A 19,017-nucleotide genomic window follows, 5' to 3' on the forward strand; every position below is an offset into this window, starting at 1 on the left:
TGCCGCGCACCTTGTTGATGTTGACCAGCGTATCGGTGTCGCCGAATCCGTCGGTCGCGCTGTTCGCCGCTTGGCCTCCTTGCGCTTCATCCGAAAGGTTCACGGTGACGCCGCTGCTGCCGCCGTGGCCGGCATCTGAATTGTAGTAGACCCACGAATCGCCCGAACCGCCGACGATAGTGTCGTTACCGCCCATTCCCCGGAAGCCCTCATAACCTTCGCCAGAGTTCTTTCCTATGAGGGTGTCGTCCTGATCGTTGCCCCAAACATCCGAAATCGAGACCAGCGTGTCGACGTCGCCATAGGTGTCTGTGGCCGTTCCCTCGGCCAGGTTCACTGTAACGGCACCGCCACCTCCTTCGTCGATGTAGGCGGCGGCATCACCGTCTTGTCCGCCTCCGATCAGCAAATCGTTGCCGCTTCCGCCGATCAGCCAGTCGCTTCCACCGCCACCATCGAGTACGTCATCGCCGGCCCTCCCATCGAGAAGGTCGTCTCCGCCGTCGCCCCCGAGTTCGTTCTCTCCAGCATCGCCGGTAAGAATGTCGCCAAACATGGTGCCGCGAACGTCTTCAATACCTGTCAACGTGTCGGTGTCGCCGAATCCGTCGACAGCGCTGCCTGTGCCCAGATCGACGGTTACCCCCTGGTTGCCGCCGTACCGCGCGTCTTGGCTGTAATCCGCCATGTCGCGGCCGCCGCCGCCATCGATCAAATCGTCGCCAGCAATACCCCGGATTCTGTTGTCCCCGTCGTCGCCAGTGAGTGAATCGTCACCGAGGCTTCCTCGGATCCGCTCAATACCGATGAGTGTGTCGGTGGACGTGCCATCCCCATAGACCTCCACCGCCGTGCCGGCGGCCAGGTTCACAGTCACAGAGATGAGATTCTGGTCATTGGTATAGTGCGCTTCGTCGCTGCCGCCGCGTCCGTCGACGATGTCGTCGCCGCGGAAGGAACGGATAATGTTGTCTTCGTCATCGCCCAGAAGCGTGTCCGCGAGATCGGAGCCGGCGATGCCGGAAATGCTGGTCAGCGTATCGGCGTCACCGAAGGTGTCCGTCGCGGTCCCGGCAGCCAGATCGACGGCAACCCCCAGCAGGCCACCCTCACCAGCATACCAGACGTCGTCGAAATCGCCTTGGCCGTCAAAAGTGTCATTGCCTGCCCCGCCGTGGAACACGTCCGAACCATCGCCGCCGTGCATCGTGTCATCGCCGGCGCCGCCGTAAAGTTCGTCTTCGCCGTCGCCGCCCTCGATTGTGTCGCTGCCGTCGCCACCAGTCAGCGTGTCGTTGCCGCCAAGCCCAAGGATGGTGTCGTTGCCACCTTCCCCATTTATCTCGTCGTCACCGGTCTCGAGCGCCGGGTCCCCGCCATCGGGGCCGCCAGAGATGAAATCGTCGTCCGCCGTACCGTTGATGATATCGTTGCCATTCGTTCCGAACTTGTCGGCCATTTCACCCTCCTCAGAACGCAGTCAGAAATCGTTCATGGGAACCTACGCGTGCAACGACCGAAGCGCGCTTTGCCCAAAAAGGGCAGGATCGCTTCCGCTTCTCTTCAGTCCGGGTGAAGGCGATCCCAAGCCGCCTGAAGCCGGTGTACAGAGTGTGCTGACGCTGGAGATGCTCATCCCGATGCTCAGAACTGGCATTCGCCATTGTTGTCCGGCCAAATTGCCGTTTGAATCGGCATATTCCGGCTCTCAGCTGTGCTACGAAACCCCCATTTGGGTGGAGTCGGCCTAGTTCACAGTTGTTCTCGGCGATTGCAGGCGGGATCTTGAAACTTCGCAGCTAAGTCTTTGGCTGGATGTGGGACGCGTCGCGACCTTCAGCACCGCATCGAATCTCGCATTTAGACCAGCAAGCCAAAGTCTGCTGTTAAACGAACGGCGCTCTTTCCTTGCCGGATTCCCTCGTGGGTTTGTGCTCGGCTGAAAAAGTCCGGCTATACAACTTTCGTATATTAGAATATGCTCATCTAGGGGATTTGTACGTGCGGTTTTGGGGAGGCGTGCCCATGGGAAAGGGTCGCCCAGCGTTTGGGTCGGGAGAATGGATGGCGTCTATGATGAGAAACGTGTTGCCTCAATAAGTAGCACGGTTGCGGAAGCAATTGATGCCGCCGCGTTCGGGGTGGTTTCCTGGGATGAGGTGCCGCGCGCAATGGGGGAAGCATTTCCCGGATCGTTGTGCTCGCTGCTGAATCACAATGTTGCCGAGAACAAACTAAATTTTCAGGCCGTCCACAACATAGACCCCGAGTATCTGAAATCGTATGCAGATCACTATGCCCGGTTAAATCCGTGGATACCGTTGTGGCAGGCCGTCGAGAGCGGAACGGTTCTGGTCGCCGAAGAAGATTGCCCGGCGCGTTTGTTCGCTGATACCGAATTCTACAATGACTGGCTCCGTCCGCAGAAAGACATCGAGGCAGCAGTCGGCATAAAAATAGATGGCGGACCACGGGAAGTCATTCATCTCCCCATGCACTATCCGCTCTCCAAGGCCGGCTCTTACGACTTGGCTGCGGCTGAAGTTCTCAGGCGGATACGAAGCAATCTGCGAAGATCGATCGATCTTGGACATTTGCTTAGGAAGCGAACTGAGCATGCTATGGCGGGAGCCGCCTTGGTCGAACGCGCCTGCTGCGCGGCATTGGTGATAGACAGCGACAGACGTCTCCGCGATGCGAACCAGCAGGCTGTCGACATGCTTTCCACAGGTTCAGTGGCTGCAGTCCGCCACGGCGGCGTGTGCCTCTCCAATCCCCGCGCAGACCATCTTTTCCGCAACGGAATTGCCGCGCTCTCCAAAGGATTGCCCATGAATTTGGGCCAAATTCCTTTCTGTATCGATGGCCGCTGGCAAGTTTCGCTCGCGCCGCTTCCCGCATCGGCAGCTGTAAGCGGCATTCTGCCCCTTTTTCTCACCAGACCAATGGTTCTTGTCCTTATCCGCGATCTCGATGCTCGTCGCCGAGGCCCTGGGGACTTCTCGGCACTTGGCCTCCAGTACGGCCTGACCCGCTCCGAAATCATGTTTTGCGAGCGGTTGGCCAAAGGGGATTCCCTAGCGGAGACAGCCGGCATTCTCGGCATAAAACTTGAAACCGCTCGCGACCGGGTGAAATCGATATTCCACAAGACCGGAACGCATCGACAAGGCCAGCTTGTGGCGATGCTGAGCGTAGTCTTCATGTGAGACTGAATGTCAGAAAAGCCATTTGTTGACGGCCCGCGCACCAACGGTGCCTCTCTCCTCTTTTGGCGCCATTTCCATTAGGATGCTGCGAGATCGCCGGAAGGTAATGACCCAGGATCGCGTTCATCGCAGAATGGCTACCATCCTCGCTGCCGACGCAGTTGGCTACAGCCGACTGGCAAGCAGAGACGAGGAAGGGACGCTTGCGACCCTGCGGGCCCATCGTCAAATCATCGACCGGCTGATCGAGCAACATGAGGGGCGGGTATTCGGGAGCGCTGGAGACAGCGTCATCGCCGAGTTTGCGAGCCCAGTCCAAGCGGTTCGGTGCGCTACCGAAATCCAACTCGAAGTCGACAAACAGAATGCTGAGCTTTCCGAGGCGAGCCGGCTGCGCTTTCGCATAGGCATAAATCTCGGCGACGTCGTTGTAGAGGGCGACAATCTCATGGGCGACGGCGTGAACGTTGCTGCCCGTCTGGAAGCGCTGTCACAACCGGGTGGAATGATCATTTCGGAAGCGGTCTACGCACAGGCCCGTGACAGGCTCTCGCTGGAATTCGTCGATCTTGGCGAGCACAAGGTGAAGAACATCGCCCGGCCTGTACACGCTTATCGCGTGCCGCTCGTCTCGGAGGAGCAGGTCACGTCGCCCTTTCGAGGCCTCAAGCCCTTCGAGTTCGAAAACGCTGACCTTTTCTTCGGCCGAACCCACGCGATTGCCGACTGCATTGAGCGCCTTGAGCAGCAGGCTGCCAAAGGCAAGGCATTCCTGCTCATTTATGGCATGAGTGGCTCCGGCAAGTCCTCGCTCCTCCGAGCAGGGCTGCTGCCTTTCATCACTCGGCCGGGCGCAGTGGCAGGCATCGATTTTTGGCGCCGCTGTCTGGTTCGCCCGTCGGAGGGTCCTGATCCGGTCACATCACTGACTGCGGGGCTACTAGCCGAAGGCGCCTTCCCTGAGCTTGCGTGTGAACCGGCAGCGTTGGCTCAACTCTGTCGGAGTTCGCCTGATCGAGCTCTGGCGCTCATACGCCAGGCCCACGCCAAAGCTGCTGCCGCAGCGGGTTCGGTCCCTACTAAGCTGCGTCTGATAGTTGCCCTCGATCAGATGGAGGAGTTGTTCACGACGGAAAAGGACCCGCCGTCGCGCGAAGTGCTGGTGCGGCTCCTCGCGGCACTCGCTGGCAGTGGACTGGCTTGGGTGATTGCGACGATCCGATCGGATTTCTTTCACCGTTGCGGCGAAGTCCCCGGTTTCTCGGGGCTGAAGGATGGGCTCGGCAGCTACGAGCTCTTGCCGCCATCCGGCCCTGAGATCGCCGAGATTATCCGCGAGCCGGCCCGCGCAGCCGGGCTCCGCTTTGGCGAGAGTGCCGATCGAGGACGGCTCGACGATGTGTTGCAGGATGCGGCAGCAGCCGATCCCGGATCCTTGCCGCTTCTCGAATTTGTGCTCGACGCTCTGTACGAGGCGGGGCGAGAGCGCCGGGTCCTCACTTTTGCTGCGTATCGGGCCCTAGGCGGTCTCGAAGGGGCGATCGCGCGCCGTGCCGACGAAGTCGTCGACGCGCTCCCGCCGGACATCCAGGAGGAGCTGCCAGTCGTGTTGCGTGCCCTTACCACGGTGCGCCCGGGTGATGGAGCAGTTGCAGCACGTCCGGCCTTGCGCGCCCAAGTCACAGGCACACCTCAACGATTGGTTCTCATTGAGGCGTTGATTGCAGCTCGCCTGCTCGTCAGCGACGAGGATGCCGCAGGCCACGTCTTTACTCGCGTGGCGCACGAAGCCTTGTTGAGCCGGTGGCCGCGCGCTGGCGACATTGTCAACGCAAACCGGAGCTTCCTTGAGACACGGGCTCGGCTCATGGCTGACGCCCAACGATGGCATTCTGATAACAGGAATCAGGAACTTCTCTTGCCATACGGCAAGCGTCTCGCCGAAGGCGAGGAACTGCTGCTGTCGAGACGAGAAGAAGTTGACCACCAAGTCATCGAATACATCGAGGCGTCTTCGCGTGCCCAGAATGAGAGAGAGGAGAAGGACCGGCAGGCGGAGCGGGCACTGATTGAGGCCGCCGAAGCAGCAAAGCGCGAACGCCTAGAGCGCGAGGCCGAACGCCGCAGCCTTGCGGCCGCGGCGGCGAGCCGGCTCGCTCGACGCACGCGCTATGCCGCGATCGTGGCGACGGCGTTGGCTCTCTTGGCTGGCGTGGGCGCGTTCCTCGGGTTCAAAGGACAACAGGAAGCTACCCGGCAAGCGGAGTTGGCGGAACAGAGCGCGGACAAGGCGAGGTCGGCTGAAAAGGAAGCCCTCGCGGCGCGCGACCAGGCGCTCAGCAACCAGTCTCTTTCGCTTTCGTTCCTTTCGCAGCAAACCGCGGCGAGCGGCGATACGGAGACCGCGATCCTGTTGGCGGTAGAGGCGTTGCCGAAGAGTGGATCGGGGCCTGTGCGGCCGTATCTGTTTGAAGCAGAGGCCGCACTTTTCAACGCTCTGTTGGCGCACCGCCAGACAGCGGTCTTCAAACACGACGCCGGAGTGACGCAGGCAGCCTTCAATCGGACCGGCGATCGCATTGTCACTGCATCCTACGACAGGACCGCGCGCATTTGGGATGCCTCGAAAGGTACCGAGATTGCCGTCTTGAAGGGCCATGGGGGACCCGTGGAGAGAGCCGAATTTAGTCCGGACGGACGCTTGGTCATCACGGCCGCACGGGACGGCACCGCGAGGATCTGGGATGCTGATTCTGGTGCGCAGCGTGCTGTGCTTGAGCCAGTCGGCGATTTTCCAACGGCTATGTTCGATCCGAGCGGCGAGCGGGTGCTCACCGCCGGAGGAAACAGTCAGGCGTTACTCTGGGATGCCCGGACGGGAGTGAAACTTCTGAGTTTCGTAGCCAAAACCGGCCCCGCCACCAATGAGGTTGGAGGAGATGCGTTGGCCGACTTCAACCCGGATGGTCGCAGCTTTGCGACCTCGCGACATAGGAAGGTTTTCGTCTGGAATGCCGCGGATGGCGCTTTGATCCATGAATGGAACGTTGACAATACGCCATCCACGCTGACATTCAGCCCGGACGGAAGCCGACTGCTGTTAGGCTCGTGGATCGCACATCACAGTTCCCCCGCTCTTTGGGACGCAGGGAATGGAACCGAGATCGCCAGTCTGGCCGGCCACAAGAGCGACACCCAACTGCAGGGTGTCATCTTCAGTCACGACGGCCGCCGGATTGCAACAGTCTCGCTCGATGGCAGCGCGCGGATCTGGGACGGCAAGTCGGGGATCTTGCTTGACGTGCTCGGCCAAGAGACCCCGAACTTGAATCTGACTGACAGAGGTCACTATGACCCCGACAAGGAAATGAACAGCGCTTTCAGCCCCGACGATCGCCTCTTGGCCACCGCTTCCATCGACGGTCCGATACGCATCTGGGATGTCGGTCGAGCGTCGCTATTCACGACCATTACCGGCCATGATGCCTTGATCGAGCATCTTGAGTTCGATCCGGTCGACAGCAATATACTTCTCACGGCGTCGCACGATGGGACCGCCCGGCTCTGGGAAATGAACGGAATTCTGACGACCGATCTACGGCACGAGCATCCGCCAACCTTTGCGGTGTTCAGTCCTGACAGTGTGCATCTTCTGACTGGTGGCGGGGACGCCAAAGTTCACCTTTGGGATGTCACGACCGAACGCGAGATTGCCAAGTTCGACACAGGCGAGATCGTCCACGGTGCGACATACAGCCCCGACGGAACTCGGGTCGCAACTGTATCTCTCGCAGGCCGAGTTTTGGTCTGGGACGTGGCGAGCAAACGCCAGCTCGCGGAAATCAAATCGCCCATTGGGCTACGTCATATTCAGTTCAGCCCGGCGGGAGACCTTTTGGCGGCCGGTTCGGGCCGCGGTTTTGCCCGGTTGTGGGATGCGGCGAGTGGCGCCGAAGTCGCAACGATCGCTACGAGCGAGACGCTACCGCAGGTTGTTTTCAACCGAGATGGCAATCTCGTCTTTGCTGCGACCGGCAGCGCGGGACACTTGGTGAAACCCGACGGGACCGAACTGAAGAAACTGGTCGGGCATGAGCGTCCAATCACAGGGGCCGCATTCAGTCCGGATGGCCAACTGGTTGCCACAGCTTCGCTCGACCACACGGCGCGGATCTGGTCGGTCAAGGACGGAAGCACTGTCGCGATACTGAAAGGGCACAGCGATGAGCTGACGACAGTGTCCTTCAGCCAGGACGGGCTGTCCGCGCTGACAGCCTCACGCGACGGCACGGTGCGAATCTGGGGCGTTCCGGACGGAACGGAAAGAACAGTTCTCAGGGGGCACAGCGGCGGAGTGAATAGTGCGCAACTCAGTGCCAATGGCCTTTATGTCGTGACGGCCTCATTCGAGGATCGCACAGTCCGTCTCTGGGCAGTTCAATCGGGGCGCCAGATGGCGGTACTTTTCAGTCCGGACGAGGAGAACAAGCGGCCAGCACTGACGCGGGCGGCCTTTAATTCGGATGGAACCAGGGTCGTGATCGTGTCCTTTAAGCGAGATCCTCGAGTCATTCGCGTTTCTCCGACACCCCAGGAACTCATCGATTTCGCGAAGCAAACCGTTCCACGCGAACTGACCGCGTGCGAACGGCGTCGCTTCTTCCTTCCCGTCGAAGGCAACGTTAGCGATTGTCCAAGCTGATGTCGCCCAACGCTCATGGCTGGTAGCGTTACCTCGACGGCCGCGCTCTGGCCCATCGCCGTAGTCTCAAAGGCGCGTATTGGATCTCATAGCGATCATCATTGAGCCGTTCGCAGCCGACTGCATTTGGCGTAGCCGCGACCTCGAGAATGGTCGCCACCAATGTCTGCTATCAGGCAGTGGCAACAGTCGCCGCAATGTCGGATATTAGGCGCAGAGCGGTCTGCCTCTTCGCCCGTGGCAAGGAGCCCGGTGACGCACCGGAGTCGGCGGATTTATCTGCCGACTGCCGTTCCCACCTCCGTGGTCGCGAAAGCGAACCGTTCCTTATGGGGCTTCGTAGAGTTCCAACGGCAATCCATCTGGGTCGCTGAAAAAGGTAAACCGTTGGTCTGTATATGGGTCGATCCGGATCGGCTCAACGGCGACGCCGGCGGCTTCCAGGCGCATAATTACGGGATCAAGATTCGTCACGGCAAATGCCAGATGTCTCAGGCCTGTCGCCTCTGGATGGGACGGCCGCATCGCTGGTGCAGGCAAGGAGAACAATTCCAGCTGGACCGAGCCGATCCGCAGATCCGCCTTCCATGACTGCCGCTCTTCCCGATAGACCTCCCGGATCAGATCGAGACCGAGGAGTTCGACGTAGAACCGTCGCGACCGCTCGTAGTCAGTGCAGATGAGCGCGACGTGGTGAATGGCGTTCAGCATGCCACGAACTTTAGCCAAGCTGGGATTTAAGGCCAAGGTCACCATCGGGTATGCGGCATGATGTTGCCGCCAGAGCGCAAACAAGTCCGTATTTCGGCTGGCCTCGCGATAGGCGCCCAAACCCAGCCCCATAATTGGGCGGTAGCGTTTCAAAAATGGTGGCCTCTCGGCGGACAAGAGAGGCCACCATGTTCATGTCTCAGTTCCCTCGGCTAGCGTGAGCTCGTCCTCGACTTCCACACCGAGATATCGAACCGTATTCTCGATCTTGGTGTGGCCAAGCAGGATCTGAACCGCCCCGAGGTTGCCTGTTGCCTTGTAGATGATTGATGCCTTGGTTCGTCGGAGCGAATGTGTGCCGTATTCTTCACGCCGCAGACCGATCGCCGAAACCCATTCGTCAACCAGTCGGGCGTACTGCCTCGTACTCATTGGGACCGAACGATCAATCCTGCTTGGGAAGGCATAGTCGTCGATAGTTCCACCACGCCGCTCAAGCCATGCGAGCAAACTGGCACGGGCGTCAGTCATAAGCTCAAACTGAACAGGCCGACCTGTTTTTTGCTGCACAACCATTGCACGCGTGCGTATTTCGGGACCGACGGCCAACGTGCCGAGATCGCGACCACGCAGTTTGCTGTCGATTGCGAGATCGAAGAGGGCGCGATCACGTAGCCGAGCTTCGCGATCCAAGAAAAAGCGGATGGCCCATACCTGTCTCGGTTTCAGTGCTCGTTTCGCTCCGACCTTCCTTCCTGCGTTCCAAGCGCATTGCTCATGCGCTCCTGGATCGTACTGTGAAAGTCCCATGACGTTTCTCCTTCGGCCACCACGGCCGGAAGGAAAAACAGATTCATTGCGGGTTTGCTGGCGGTTTGTGAGCGCAAAGCGGCGGTGGTCTCCATGCTCAATGTCCCGAAAGGGTAGGAGACCATCATTCCACCTAGGTAGCCGTTCTCGTTGCTGGCCACGATGGACTCCTCCGTGCGGCGCAAATACCATCGGTCCAACCAATGAGGCGATCACTTAATGGCTGATGAATGCGCCAAGCGCCGTCTTGCCGCCATCGCTGTGGCCGACGTGGTAGGCTACAGCCGAATGATGGAGGCGGATGAGGCGGGTACGCTGGCGGCACTGAAGGAGCGGCGCAAGGCGATCCTGGAGCCGATCGTTCGCGATCGCGGCGGGCGGATCGTCAAGCTTATGGGCGACGGCGTGCTGATGGAGTTCACCAGCGCGGTGAACGCGGTCGAGGCTGCAGTCGAACTACAGGCCAAAATGGCGGAGGCCAACCAATCCGTCACCGAGCACCGCCGCATATTGCTGCGTATCGGCATCAATCTGGGCGACGTGATCGGTGAGGGCTCGGACATCTATGGCGACGGTGTGAACGTTGCGGCTCGCCTCGAAGCCTTGGCAGAGCCAGGCGGGGTCTGCGTCTCGGCTAAGGTTCATGAGGAATTGCGAGGCAAAGGCAACGCTGCCTTCGAGGACATGGGCGAGGTGGCGCTCAAGAATATCGTCAGACCGGTGCGGGTTTACCGTGTGGAAACGAGTACTGGTCGAGTGGGCGGGCGGGCCGCAACGACGTCTGCTGCCAGGCCCTCCATTGCCGTTTTGCCATTCGACAATCTGAGCGGCGATCCCAGTCAACAATACCTTTCGGACGGCATCACGGAGGACATCACCACCGAGTTGTCGCGGTTCAGAAATCTTACCGTCGCGGCGCGTCACGCTTCGTTCCATCTTGCCAGGATGGGCATCAACCCAATGCAGGCCGCTCGCGATCTGGGCGCGAACTACGTCATCGAAGGTAGTGTGCGGAAGGCGGGCGAGCGGATTCGCATTACTGCACAGTTGATCGACGCAAGGACAGGCAACCACGTCTGGGCGGAGCGGTATGATCGCGAATGCCACGACATTTTTGCTGTGCAGGACGAAGTCGTGGCAGCAATCGTGACGACGCTCGAGGGGCGAATGGTGGCCGCTGCTGCTCTTCAGGTGCGCAGGCGGCCAACGTCGAGCTGGACGGCCTATGACTTTTTCCTGCAGGGCCGGGAGCTGGCCGACGCCAACATGGAGAAGGAGGCCGTTCCGCTTTTTTCCCGCGCGACGGCGATCGATCCCGATTTTGCGCACGCTCACGCCTGGCTGGCGATCGCTCTCCTCGGCCGCTACTGGTTCGACACAGATCCACGAACGCTGCACGAAGCGTCACTTGCCGCACAAAGAGCCATGGAGTTGGACAGCAACGATCCGACGGTCCACCACGCCAACGGCATGGTCATGGTGTGGCTCCGCGAATACGAACGGGCCGGCGTCCATTTCGACCGCGCCGTCGCTCTCAATCCGGCCGATGCGCAAATTCGCGCGGACCGAGCGAATTGGTTGCGATACGCCGGCCGGCCGGAGGAGGCTCTGGCTTCAATCGACGACGCGCTGAAGAGAACCCCGTTTCCACCGCACTGGTTCTGGGTAATTCGCGCCAAAATTTTGTTGGAACTGAGGAGATATGGCGAAGTCGTAGCGGCCTTGGACAACATGCCAAAAAAGGATCACCCCGCTTGGCTCACACTGGCGGCCGCCCATGACCATCTCGGCCATGCCGCTCTCGCTGCGCATGCGCTGGCGAAAGCTCGCGAACTTAGACCCAGCATCTCATCGCGGGAACTGATCGCTGTGAATCCTTATGCTCACCGAGATGCGCTCAAACCTCTGCTCGATGGCCTGCGCAACGCCGGATTGCCGGAGTAAGTAGGCCGCCAATGGGACATTGAAAATTTACACCACGCGGCGAGTTCACCGGAACGCATGCGGATGGCTTCGCGGTCGCAAACGATAGTTCGTCCCTTGAGGTTGCGGAACACCGCGCCTCTTGCCCCCGCCGTAGGCTACGCGCGGAGTGGCAGACGAATGCGGCGTTTCGCGTTCGTATCGTGAATGCCCAAAGATGGCGCAACTGCGGCATCCAGAGTGGTCAACTGCAATGTCTGCTTCCGAGCGGAGGCAAAGTTCGCCTCTATGGCCGACATGCTGCGCAAAGCAGCCGGTCGCTAAGCGGAACCCGGGCGTCCCTTGAGTGCTCCCCTGCCTCCGGTGAGAAACTGCCCGGTTCCCAGTTTTGTTCTGGAGTGGTGGAAAATTGGCGCGGCAGACACGGAGGCGGCGCTTTATCTCAACCTTTCCTGTCGCACCCTGGAGAAGCTTCGCTCCCCGGGGGCGAGCCTGCCTATGGAAAAGTCGGCGGGACCGTCCTCTATCGGATGGATGAATCGACGGAGAACGGTGCTTCCATGAGCTTCTGTCTCAAGCAGCGTGTCGCGTGCCGATGGCGTCCGGCACTGTCGTGACGACGAGCTCCTCGCCTGATTTTTCCTCAAGTGCGAGGAGCGCCAATTCCACTTCGTGGAGGCGCGAAGGCCGTTCGCCCTCCGGCATCCCCTCTGCGGTCGCCAGATCCCAGAGATATTCATCCCAGGCCCAGCGCTTCAGAGTATCGCTCTTGTTCTGGAGCGTGAGGGCCGGATCGGCGACGACGTCGGCAGGCGAGTGGAAAACGGAAGCCGGATCGACGAGCGCGCGTTCGAGATCGATCAGCGCCGATGGTCCGCCGCGCCCATACTGCGTCTGGAGCCAGGCCAGAGAAAGATAGGCGGACAGAACATCCTGGAAGGCCTGATCGTTGGCGCTCCGCGGTTCGGCGCGTTCTTGTTTCTCGGACAGTCTGTCGACGACATAAGCGAGTCCTTGCCGTTCGGCATAGGCGATCGCTGCCTCAAGCGTCGGGAAATTCAGCTCGACCTGGGTCAACGTGTCGTCGCCGCCGGTCCAACCCATCAGCGGTTCGATAAAGGGCGGCGTGCGGCGTTCGAAGGCGAGACGCCAGCCCTTTGTCCGAGCCCGTCCGGAGGTCATGACCGACCGGCTCGGCCGAAAAATGCGCGCCACGGCGTCCGGCGGAAAAATGGATTGGCCAAAGGTCAATGCAGGCCGGCGATTGCCGTTTGCGGCTGCCGGCAGGTTGTTGTCGGTGGTAGTGATGGTCTCCATGGCTCACCCGGTTGGCGAAGGATGGCGCCGGGCGCGCCGCTCTGAACGCGCCCGGCAACCTGAAGGTTCTTTAGGTCTCTCAACTTTTGCCGTTGACGAGGATGCGCTTGGCCTTGGCCTGCGCTTTCGCGCTCTTCGGCAGCGTCACGGTGAGCACGCCGTTCTTGAAGGCGGCGTTCACCTTATCCTCCTCGATTTCATAGCCGAGGGGAATGCGGCGCTCGAAGCGAGCCGTAGAAGCGCTCCGAGAACTGGCGCTCCTTGTCCTCGGTCTCTGATTTCTTCTCGCCGCGCAGCGTCAGTACGCCCTCGTCGAGCAGAACTTCGATGTCCTTCTCCTCGAGCCCCGGCACCTCGGCGATGACGCGCAGTTCATTGTCAGTCTCCGAAATCTCCACGTTCGGCCAATTTGCCGACCAGGACAGGCGGCCGAAAGGGCGTCGGCGCCTCGAATTCATTGAAGACGTCATCGAACAGCCGGTTCACCTGACGATGAAGTGCGAGAAACGGGTTCTGTTCGGCATCCCGGAATACTCTCGGGGCCCGATTGCTGCTGCGGCCCCAAGGAATGAGATCACGTACGCTCATGATATTTTCTCCTCTTTCTCCATTGAGCAACAAGGATACCAAGAGGCGCCGAAGTGCCGGCACCCCCTGGACTTGCCGGTCCCGCAACGGGCGATCGGCGGCAAAATATCTAGATTCGATTTTCGGCGTTTCAAGAGGAATGCGATCCAGTCAGCTCCCAATCACCTTTGCTTAGGGGAGCGACTGCCCGAACGTCGCGACTCAGATAATCTGCTCTCGGTGGGAATCCCAATCCCCGCCTGGCCGGCGCCTCTCAGGCAACAGCGCTCCCAACTACCGGCGCCGGCCATCTTCGGTTCGCAGGGATGCGCCGATGCGGGCGTTAGTTACCTCTGTAAAGCCAAGCAGGAAACGGGTGGCGGCCCTATCGACCAACGGTCAGAATCCCGCATATGCCAATGGGAGAATGACCGATGTTTGGATTGTTAGGATTCCATGAGATAGCTGCAAGACGTGGAGATGGTCTGCGTCCAGAGTTTTTCGGCCTGCTTCACGAGAAGTCTCTTCGTGAAAGTCTAACTCTCATCTCCGGGGGGATTGCGGAAGTTAGCCAGCAGTCGCCGCGCGTCATCGGCCTCTCGGCTTCCTTCGCTTCGATAAGCGCCACGATATCGCCAATCTCCCAAAGCTTGCCGGTCACGCCAGCACCCATCGCCGGAGTCATGCGCAACGTCGCATGGATGCGGGCAAAATAGTGCATGAAGTGCAACGTGACCGCGTTGGCGTGAGCCTCAACCTTCTTGGAAAAGCCGTTTGTCAGGCGCGTGAAGGCTTCAGATGTGCGATCTTCGGGTCGGTTCGAGACCTGCTTCACGGAGTGTCGCCCACCATGCCGGAGAACAGCACTGAGCCGCGCTGCTCGAGAAGCGACAGCGAGGTGTAATCCAGGATCGATAGGCCCCCGTCGGCGACCAAGGTTTGTCCCGTGATAAACGAAGCCTCATCGCTCGCCAGGAACGCGACGGCCGCAGCAATTTCTGCCGGCGTGCCCATCCGGCCGAACGCGCTTGGCGGCACCGTCCAGTCGCCGGCACCAGACGCTGGCGCCGCTACATCGGTTTCGGTGGCAATCCAGCCCGGGCTGACGCAGTTCGCCCTGATCCGATGTGGAACCCCCTCGACTGCCAGCGATCGCGTGAGCGCTTCGACGGCCGCCTTGGCGACGCAGTACAGGCCCCAGTTGCCGTGCAACGTGGCCGTGGACGATATGTTGACAATCGCACCTCCGCCGAAATCCCGCAGCAACGGCAAGGCGTAAGAGGATACAAAGTAGGTGGAATCCAGGTTGGCGCCGCGCATCTTGTCCCATCTTGCTCCCGGGCGATCGCCGAGTTCAATCCCGCTCCGGCGCGAACCGGCGCCGGCATTGTTGACAACAACTGCCAGCCGCCCCCATTGGCCGGTCTGGCCGATCAGGTCCTCGACTTGATGTTCCTCCGACAGATCGCAGTGGAAAAAGCGGGCTTCACCTTCGATCGCCTTTGCTTCCGCTTCAACGGCGCGGCCCTTTTCGCGATCGCGGCCTGCGAACGCCACCCTGGCTCCCTCTTTCAGGAAATAGTGGACGATCCCACGGCCTATCCCTGAATTCCCGCCGGTCACGAGAACGTCTTTGCCTTTAAAGCGCATGGTACCTCCCTGAAGACGATGCAGATGCGCGCATTGCGGCATCTCTGATCCATTCCGCTGAGAAACGGTGGACCGAAGCAGGGATATGCTTCGCTATTCAATTCAGCGTCAGTGCCACAGCGGGTCGAGGATTGGACATGAGCAGGAGCGAGTTCTCCCTGGCAGCGGGATGTGCCATATCCGGCAGTTTTTTGAAGCCATGGGGGCCTCTATTGGTTGAAAACTGTTGTCAGGTCTCCTTGTGTTCGCCAAGAGTTCCAGAAAGGCCCTCGGCGCGTGATCTGGAAGCCAATGACTTGGGCCATCACCGCGTAGCCTACGACAGCAGAGTTCTGTTTGTGCGTGCTGAACGTGCAGGCCGTGCTTCGGCGATGGCTTCCGGAACAAGGGCTATCGCCGGATCGCGGGCAACCAGTTCCAGGAGCGTTTCAAGGTCGCTGACCTCGAAGACTGTGCGACGCTCGATACCAATCTCCAAAAAGGCGCGGCCGACGAGTTTCCGCGTCCCCCAATCCGACCGAAATCGACGAATGGTTCGTCTTTCAACGCGGAGAGCACCACGGCCGGCCATAGCATGATTCAGCGCCCTCGTGAGCTCGACACATCTGGCGGTGGCGGGGTTATTTTTCTGTGGCATGGTGGATCAATCGTGAGGATTTAGATGTCGTCTGCCTAATGCCATATCGGTGAGTTTTTATCTCTGCACCAACGCCCAGGCTATGGGCGATCTAGATATTGGGAGTTCTTATGTCGCTCAGTCGCGCTGAAGTGTACGACCTTTCGATATTCCTGCTCATCGTACAGTATCGCAGTTTTAGAAAGGCTGCGGACAATCTCGGCGTAACCGCATCAGCACTCAGCCACCGAGTGAAAGCGCTTGAAGAGCGACTTGGTGTAAGGCTGCTAAACCGTACAAGCCGAAGTGTTGCTCCAACAGTGGCAGGAAGCGCGCTGGCCGAAAAAGTGAGTGCTGGCCTCGATCTTATCAATTCCGGCCTGGAAGAACTGCACGGGCACCACGAAGGGACCGCCGGTAGTGTGCGGTTGAATGTACTGCGCGATGCTTCGACTTTACTCCTGCGCCCGGCATTGCCGATCTTCCTGCAGCGCTTCCCAAACATCGAATTGGAGATTGCGGTCGACGATCACTTCGTCGACGTTACAGCGGAAGGCTTCGACGCTGGTCTCAGATATGGTGGAACGATACCGGAGGACATGATCGCCATTCCATTGACGCCACCGCTTAAATGGGTGGTCGTCGGTGCACCGGCTTACTTCGAGCGCCACGGTCGGCCGGAATTGCCTGACGATCTTCATTCCCATCAATGTATCCGCATCCGCACAGGGCGAGGGCAGATTTACAAATGGGAATTCGAGCAGGGCGACGATCGGCGCGAGATCGACGTTCCTGGCTCACTCATCTCAAGTGAGTCTGCTTTCGCCATCAATGCTGCGATCGACGGTATTGGTCTGTTTTATTGCCTGGAAAAGCTCGCTAGTCCTCACCTTGCAGCAGGGCGGCTGGAAGTCGCACTGCCGCAATGGTCTTCAATCGGCCCGCCATTGTCCATGTACTATTCGAGTCGCCGGCAACTGCCCCTCGGGATCAGTGCCCTCATTCAGGTGATACGCGATATCAATCCGCTGAAATGAACTTTGCGGAGGTCGGCCATGGGTGACTATCAAATGGCCATCGATGAGCGCAGATCACTGATCTGATTACCTCTCACCCATTGATTCATTGATCGACGATGTTATTCAATCTCTCGAATGCTGTGCGGCCGATCGGCCGAAATGGCGCATGCAATGCAGATACGAGGCTTGAATGTACGTTGCAGATGCGAAGAGATACGATGCGATTGCCTACCGCCGCTGTGGTCGGTCGGGGCTGAAGCTCCCGCCGATTTCGTTGGGCCTGTGGCAGAACTTCGGTGGTCAAGATGTCTTCGAGACCGGCCGCTCGGTGATCCGGCGTGCCTTCGACAAGGGAGTCACTCATTTCGACCTGGCGAACAATTATGGCCCGCCTTACGGGTCGGCGGAAGAGAATTTCGGACAGGTCCTCAAAAAGGACTTTTCGAGCCACCGCGACGAGATGATCATCTCCTCGAAAGCCGGTTGGGATATGTGGCCGGGTCCTTATGGGTCGGGTGGATCCCGCAAGCACCTGCTTGCATCACTCGAACAGAGCCTGAAGCGAATGGGTGTCGAATATGTCGATATCTTCTATTCCCACCGCCCGACATTGGATGTTCCGCTCGAGGAAACCATCGCCGCGCTCGTGCAGATGGTGCGGCAAGGCAAGGCGCTCTACGTCGGGATTTCATCTTATGGGCCAGATCGGACTCGGGAAGCCGAGCGCGCCCTGCGCGTGGAAGGAATTCCCCTGCTTATCCACCAACCCTCCTACTCCATGCTGAACCGCTGGATTGAGGATGGATTGCTCGATACGCTGGGAGAACTTGGTGCCGGCTGTATCGCATTTTCGCCGTTGGCTCAGGGCTTGTTGACATCAAAGTATCTGAATGGCGTCCCGGACGGCGCGCGTGCAGCGCGTGGCGGCTCGTTCGACACAAAGTTGCTGAGTGATGCAAACATAGAGCGAGTCCGCGGATTGAACGCGATCGCAAGCGACCGTGGGCAGACACTTGCCCAGATGGCGATCGCGTGGACCTTGAGAGATTCGCGCATAACGAGCGCGCTGGTAGGCGCGCGCAACGTGGCCCAACTCGATGATTCCCTCGGCGCTTTAGGGAATCTCGAATTCAATACCGAGGAACTCCACAAAATCGACAGGTACGCAACCGAGGGCGGGATCGACCTCTGGCGAGCTCAATCAAAGGCAGCCTGAACGGTCGGATGGTGCGCATTGTGCGATGATGACGACATTGCACAAACAACATTGGCAATACCGGATCTTTGCCGCAAAGCAGTTCGCATCACCGGCGCATCAATTGGCACTGCGCTCGCAGTGATACCTGGGCAGCCACCAATGGCAAGAAGGCGATTGCATCGGGCCCGCAACGCAACAGGCCCGATCGAGATCCCTGAAGGAGCAAGAACATGGACTATCGAAAGCTCGGCAATAGCGGCGCCGTCGTCTCGGCCTATTGCCTCGGCACCATGACTTTTGGACACGAGTCCGACGAAGCTACATCGTTCGCGCTTATGGATGATTATGTCGAGGCCGGCGGCAATTTCATCGATACGGCCGACGTCTACAGCGCCGGCGTATCAGAGGAAATCATCGGCCGCTGGCTCAAGAGCAAGCCAGGAATCGCCAAGAAGCTGGTGATCGCCACCAAGGGTCGTTTCCCCATGGGCGCAGGACCGAATGATCTCGGGCTGTCGCGCAAGCATCTTGGGGCAGCGCTCGATGCCTCGCTCAAGCGCCTGGGCGTCGAGCAGGTTGATCTTTACCAGATGCACGCCTGGGATGCGCTGACGCCGCTGGAGGAGACGCTGCGCTTTCTCGATGACTCGATCCGCAACGGCAAGATCGCCTATTACGGGCTCTCCAACTTCCTGGGTTGGCACCTGACCAAGGCGGCGTGGCTGGCCAAAGCCAATGGCTACACGCAACCCGTGACGCTGCAACCACAATACAGCCTGCTGGTCCGCGACATCGAACATGAGCTTGTGCCGGCCGCGCTCGACGCCGGTATAGGCCTGCTGCCGTGGTCGCCGCTGGGCGGCGGATGGCTCTCAGGCAAATACAAGCGCGACCAGATGCCGGCGGGCGCCACGCGCCTTGGCGAAAATCCCAAACGCGGCATGGAAGCCTTCGCCGCTCGCAATGCCAAGCCGATCACCTGGAACGTGATTGGGGCGGTGGAAGATACCGCAAAAGCGCTTGGGGCAAGCATGGCGCAGGTCGCGCTGGCATGGGTCGCCGCACAGCCAGCGGTCACGTCGGTTATTCTCGGGGCCCGGACACGAGAGCAACTGGCCGACAATCTCGGTGCGGCCAAGCTGACGCTGACGGACGAAACCATTGCCGAACTCAACGCGGCGAGCAAACCGGAAATGTCGGAATATCCCTATGGAACGGGCGGCATAAGCCAACGCCACCGCAAGATCGAGGGTGGCCGCTGACTTTGGCGGCACGCGAACCGCATCGATAAACAT

The 19,017-nt window shown here is 59.7% G+C and carries 12 protein-coding genes and 2 pseudogenes; 6 read left to right on the forward strand and 8 right to left on the reverse strand.

The window, feature by feature from the left end; all coding sequences use genetic code 11:
- Window positions 1-1,459: calcium-binding protein (locus tag H0241_RS33740; protein WP_268926463.1), on the reverse strand; the 1,459-nt coding region annotated here is incomplete at its 3' end.
- A 601-nt stretch (window positions 1,460-2,060) separates the two neighbouring features.
- On the opposite strand from H0241_RS33740, the gene H0241_RS33745 reads away from it, so the two are divergent.
- The gene (locus H0241_RS33745) at window positions 2,061-3,209 is read left to right on the forward strand and encodes a helix-turn-helix transcriptional regulator (RefSeq protein ID WP_181062042.1); all 1,149 of its coding nucleotides are present in this window, start codon (window positions 2,061-2,063) and stop codon (window positions 3,207-3,209) included.
- A 133-nt stretch (window positions 3,210-3,342) separates the two neighbouring features.
- Window positions 3,343-7,911: an nSTAND1 domain-containing NTPase gene (locus H0241_RS33750; protein ID WP_235984611.1), complete on the forward strand. Its 4,569-nt coding sequence runs from the start codon at window positions 3,343-3,345 to the stop codon at window positions 7,909-7,911.
- A 327-nt stretch (window positions 7,912-8,238) separates the two neighbouring features.
- On the opposite strand, the gene gloA2 is transcribed toward H0241_RS33750, so the two are convergent.
- Both gloA2 and H0241_RS33760 read right to left on the reverse strand, forming a co-directional pair.
- On the reverse strand, window positions 8,239-8,775 hold the full coding sequence (gene gloA2 / locus H0241_RS33755) for an SMU1112c/YaeR family gloxylase I-like metalloprotein (protein ID WP_235984612.1): 537 nt from the start codon (window positions 8,773-8,775) through the stop codon (window positions 8,239-8,241).
- A gap of 39 nt (window positions 8,776-8,814) precedes the next feature.
- The gene (locus tag H0241_RS33760) at window positions 8,815-9,432 is read right to left on the reverse strand and encodes a tyrosine-type recombinase/integrase (RefSeq protein WP_181062044.1); all 618 of its coding nucleotides are present in this window, start codon (window positions 9,430-9,432) and stop codon (window positions 8,815-8,817) included.
- Between the two features lie 219 nt (window positions 9,433-9,651).
- Here H0241_RS33760 and H0241_RS33765 point away from each other — a divergent pair, with 219 nt between their 5' ends.
- Entirely contained in the window at window positions 9,652-11,376 is a 1,725-nt protein-coding gene (locus H0241_RS33765) for an adenylate/guanylate cyclase domain-containing protein (protein WP_181062045.1), read from the forward strand.
- Between the two features lie 552 nt (window positions 11,377-11,928).
- Here the strand turns inward: H0241_RS33765 and H0241_RS33770 are convergent.
- The 5 genes and pseudogenes from H0241_RS33770 to H0241_RS33790 all read right to left on the reverse strand — a co-directional run bounded on the left by H0241_RS33770 (window position 11,929) and on the right by H0241_RS33790 (window position 15,526).
- A complete protein-coding gene (locus tag H0241_RS33770; protein WP_181062046.1) occupies window positions 11,929-12,672 on the reverse strand; it encodes an ETC complex I subunit in 744 nt (247 codons plus the stop codon).
- Between the two features lie 79 nt (window positions 12,673-12,751).
- Window positions 12,752-13,260, reverse strand: a pseudogene (locus H0241_RS33775) (Hsp20/alpha crystallin family protein).
- Window positions 13,261-13,750: 490 nt separating this feature from the next.
- Window positions 13,751-14,029: pseudogene (locus tag H0241_RS33780) on the reverse strand (hypothetical protein); the annotation flags it as partial.
- 41 nt (window positions 14,030-14,070) lie between these two features.
- Window positions 14,071-14,889 (reverse strand): SDR family NAD(P)-dependent oxidoreductase, encoded by an 819-nt coding sequence (locus H0241_RS33785; RefSeq protein ID WP_181062048.1) that lies wholly within the window; start codon window positions 14,887-14,889, stop codon window positions 14,071-14,073.
- A 316-nt stretch (window positions 14,890-15,205) separates the two neighbouring features.
- Window positions 15,206-15,526: a LysR substrate-binding domain-containing protein gene (locus tag H0241_RS33790; RefSeq protein ID WP_181062049.1), complete on the reverse strand. Its 321-nt coding sequence runs from the start codon at window positions 15,524-15,526 to the stop codon at window positions 15,206-15,208.
- A 110-nt stretch (window positions 15,527-15,636) separates the two neighbouring features.
- On the opposite strand from H0241_RS33790, the gene H0241_RS33795 reads away from it, so the two are divergent.
- The 3 genes from H0241_RS33795 to H0241_RS33805 all read left to right on the forward strand — a co-directional run bounded on the left by H0241_RS33795 (window position 15,637) and on the right by H0241_RS33805 (window position 18,984).
- Complete coding sequence (locus tag H0241_RS33795; RefSeq protein WP_181062050.1) at window positions 15,637-16,542, forward strand: LysR family transcriptional regulator; 906 nt, start codon at window positions 15,637-15,639, stop codon at window positions 16,540-16,542.
- A gap of 172 nt (window positions 16,543-16,714) precedes the next feature.
- Window positions 16,715-17,740, forward strand: a complete 1,026-nt coding sequence (gene mgrA / locus H0241_RS33800; protein WP_181062051.1) for an L-glyceraldehyde 3-phosphate reductase — start codon at window positions 16,715-16,717, stop codon at window positions 17,738-17,740.
- A 212-nt stretch (window positions 17,741-17,952) separates the two neighbouring features.
- Window positions 17,953-18,984 (forward strand): aldo/keto reductase, encoded by a 1,032-nt coding sequence (locus tag H0241_RS33805; RefSeq protein ID WP_181062052.1) that lies wholly within the window; start codon window positions 17,953-17,955, stop codon window positions 18,982-18,984.
- Window positions 18,985-19,017: the final 33 nt, after the last annotated feature.

The organism is Mesorhizobium neociceri (assembly GCF_013520985.1).
GTDB classification, from domain to species: Bacteria; Pseudomonadota; Alphaproteobacteria; order Rhizobiales; family Rhizobiaceae; genus Mesorhizobium; species Mesorhizobium neociceri.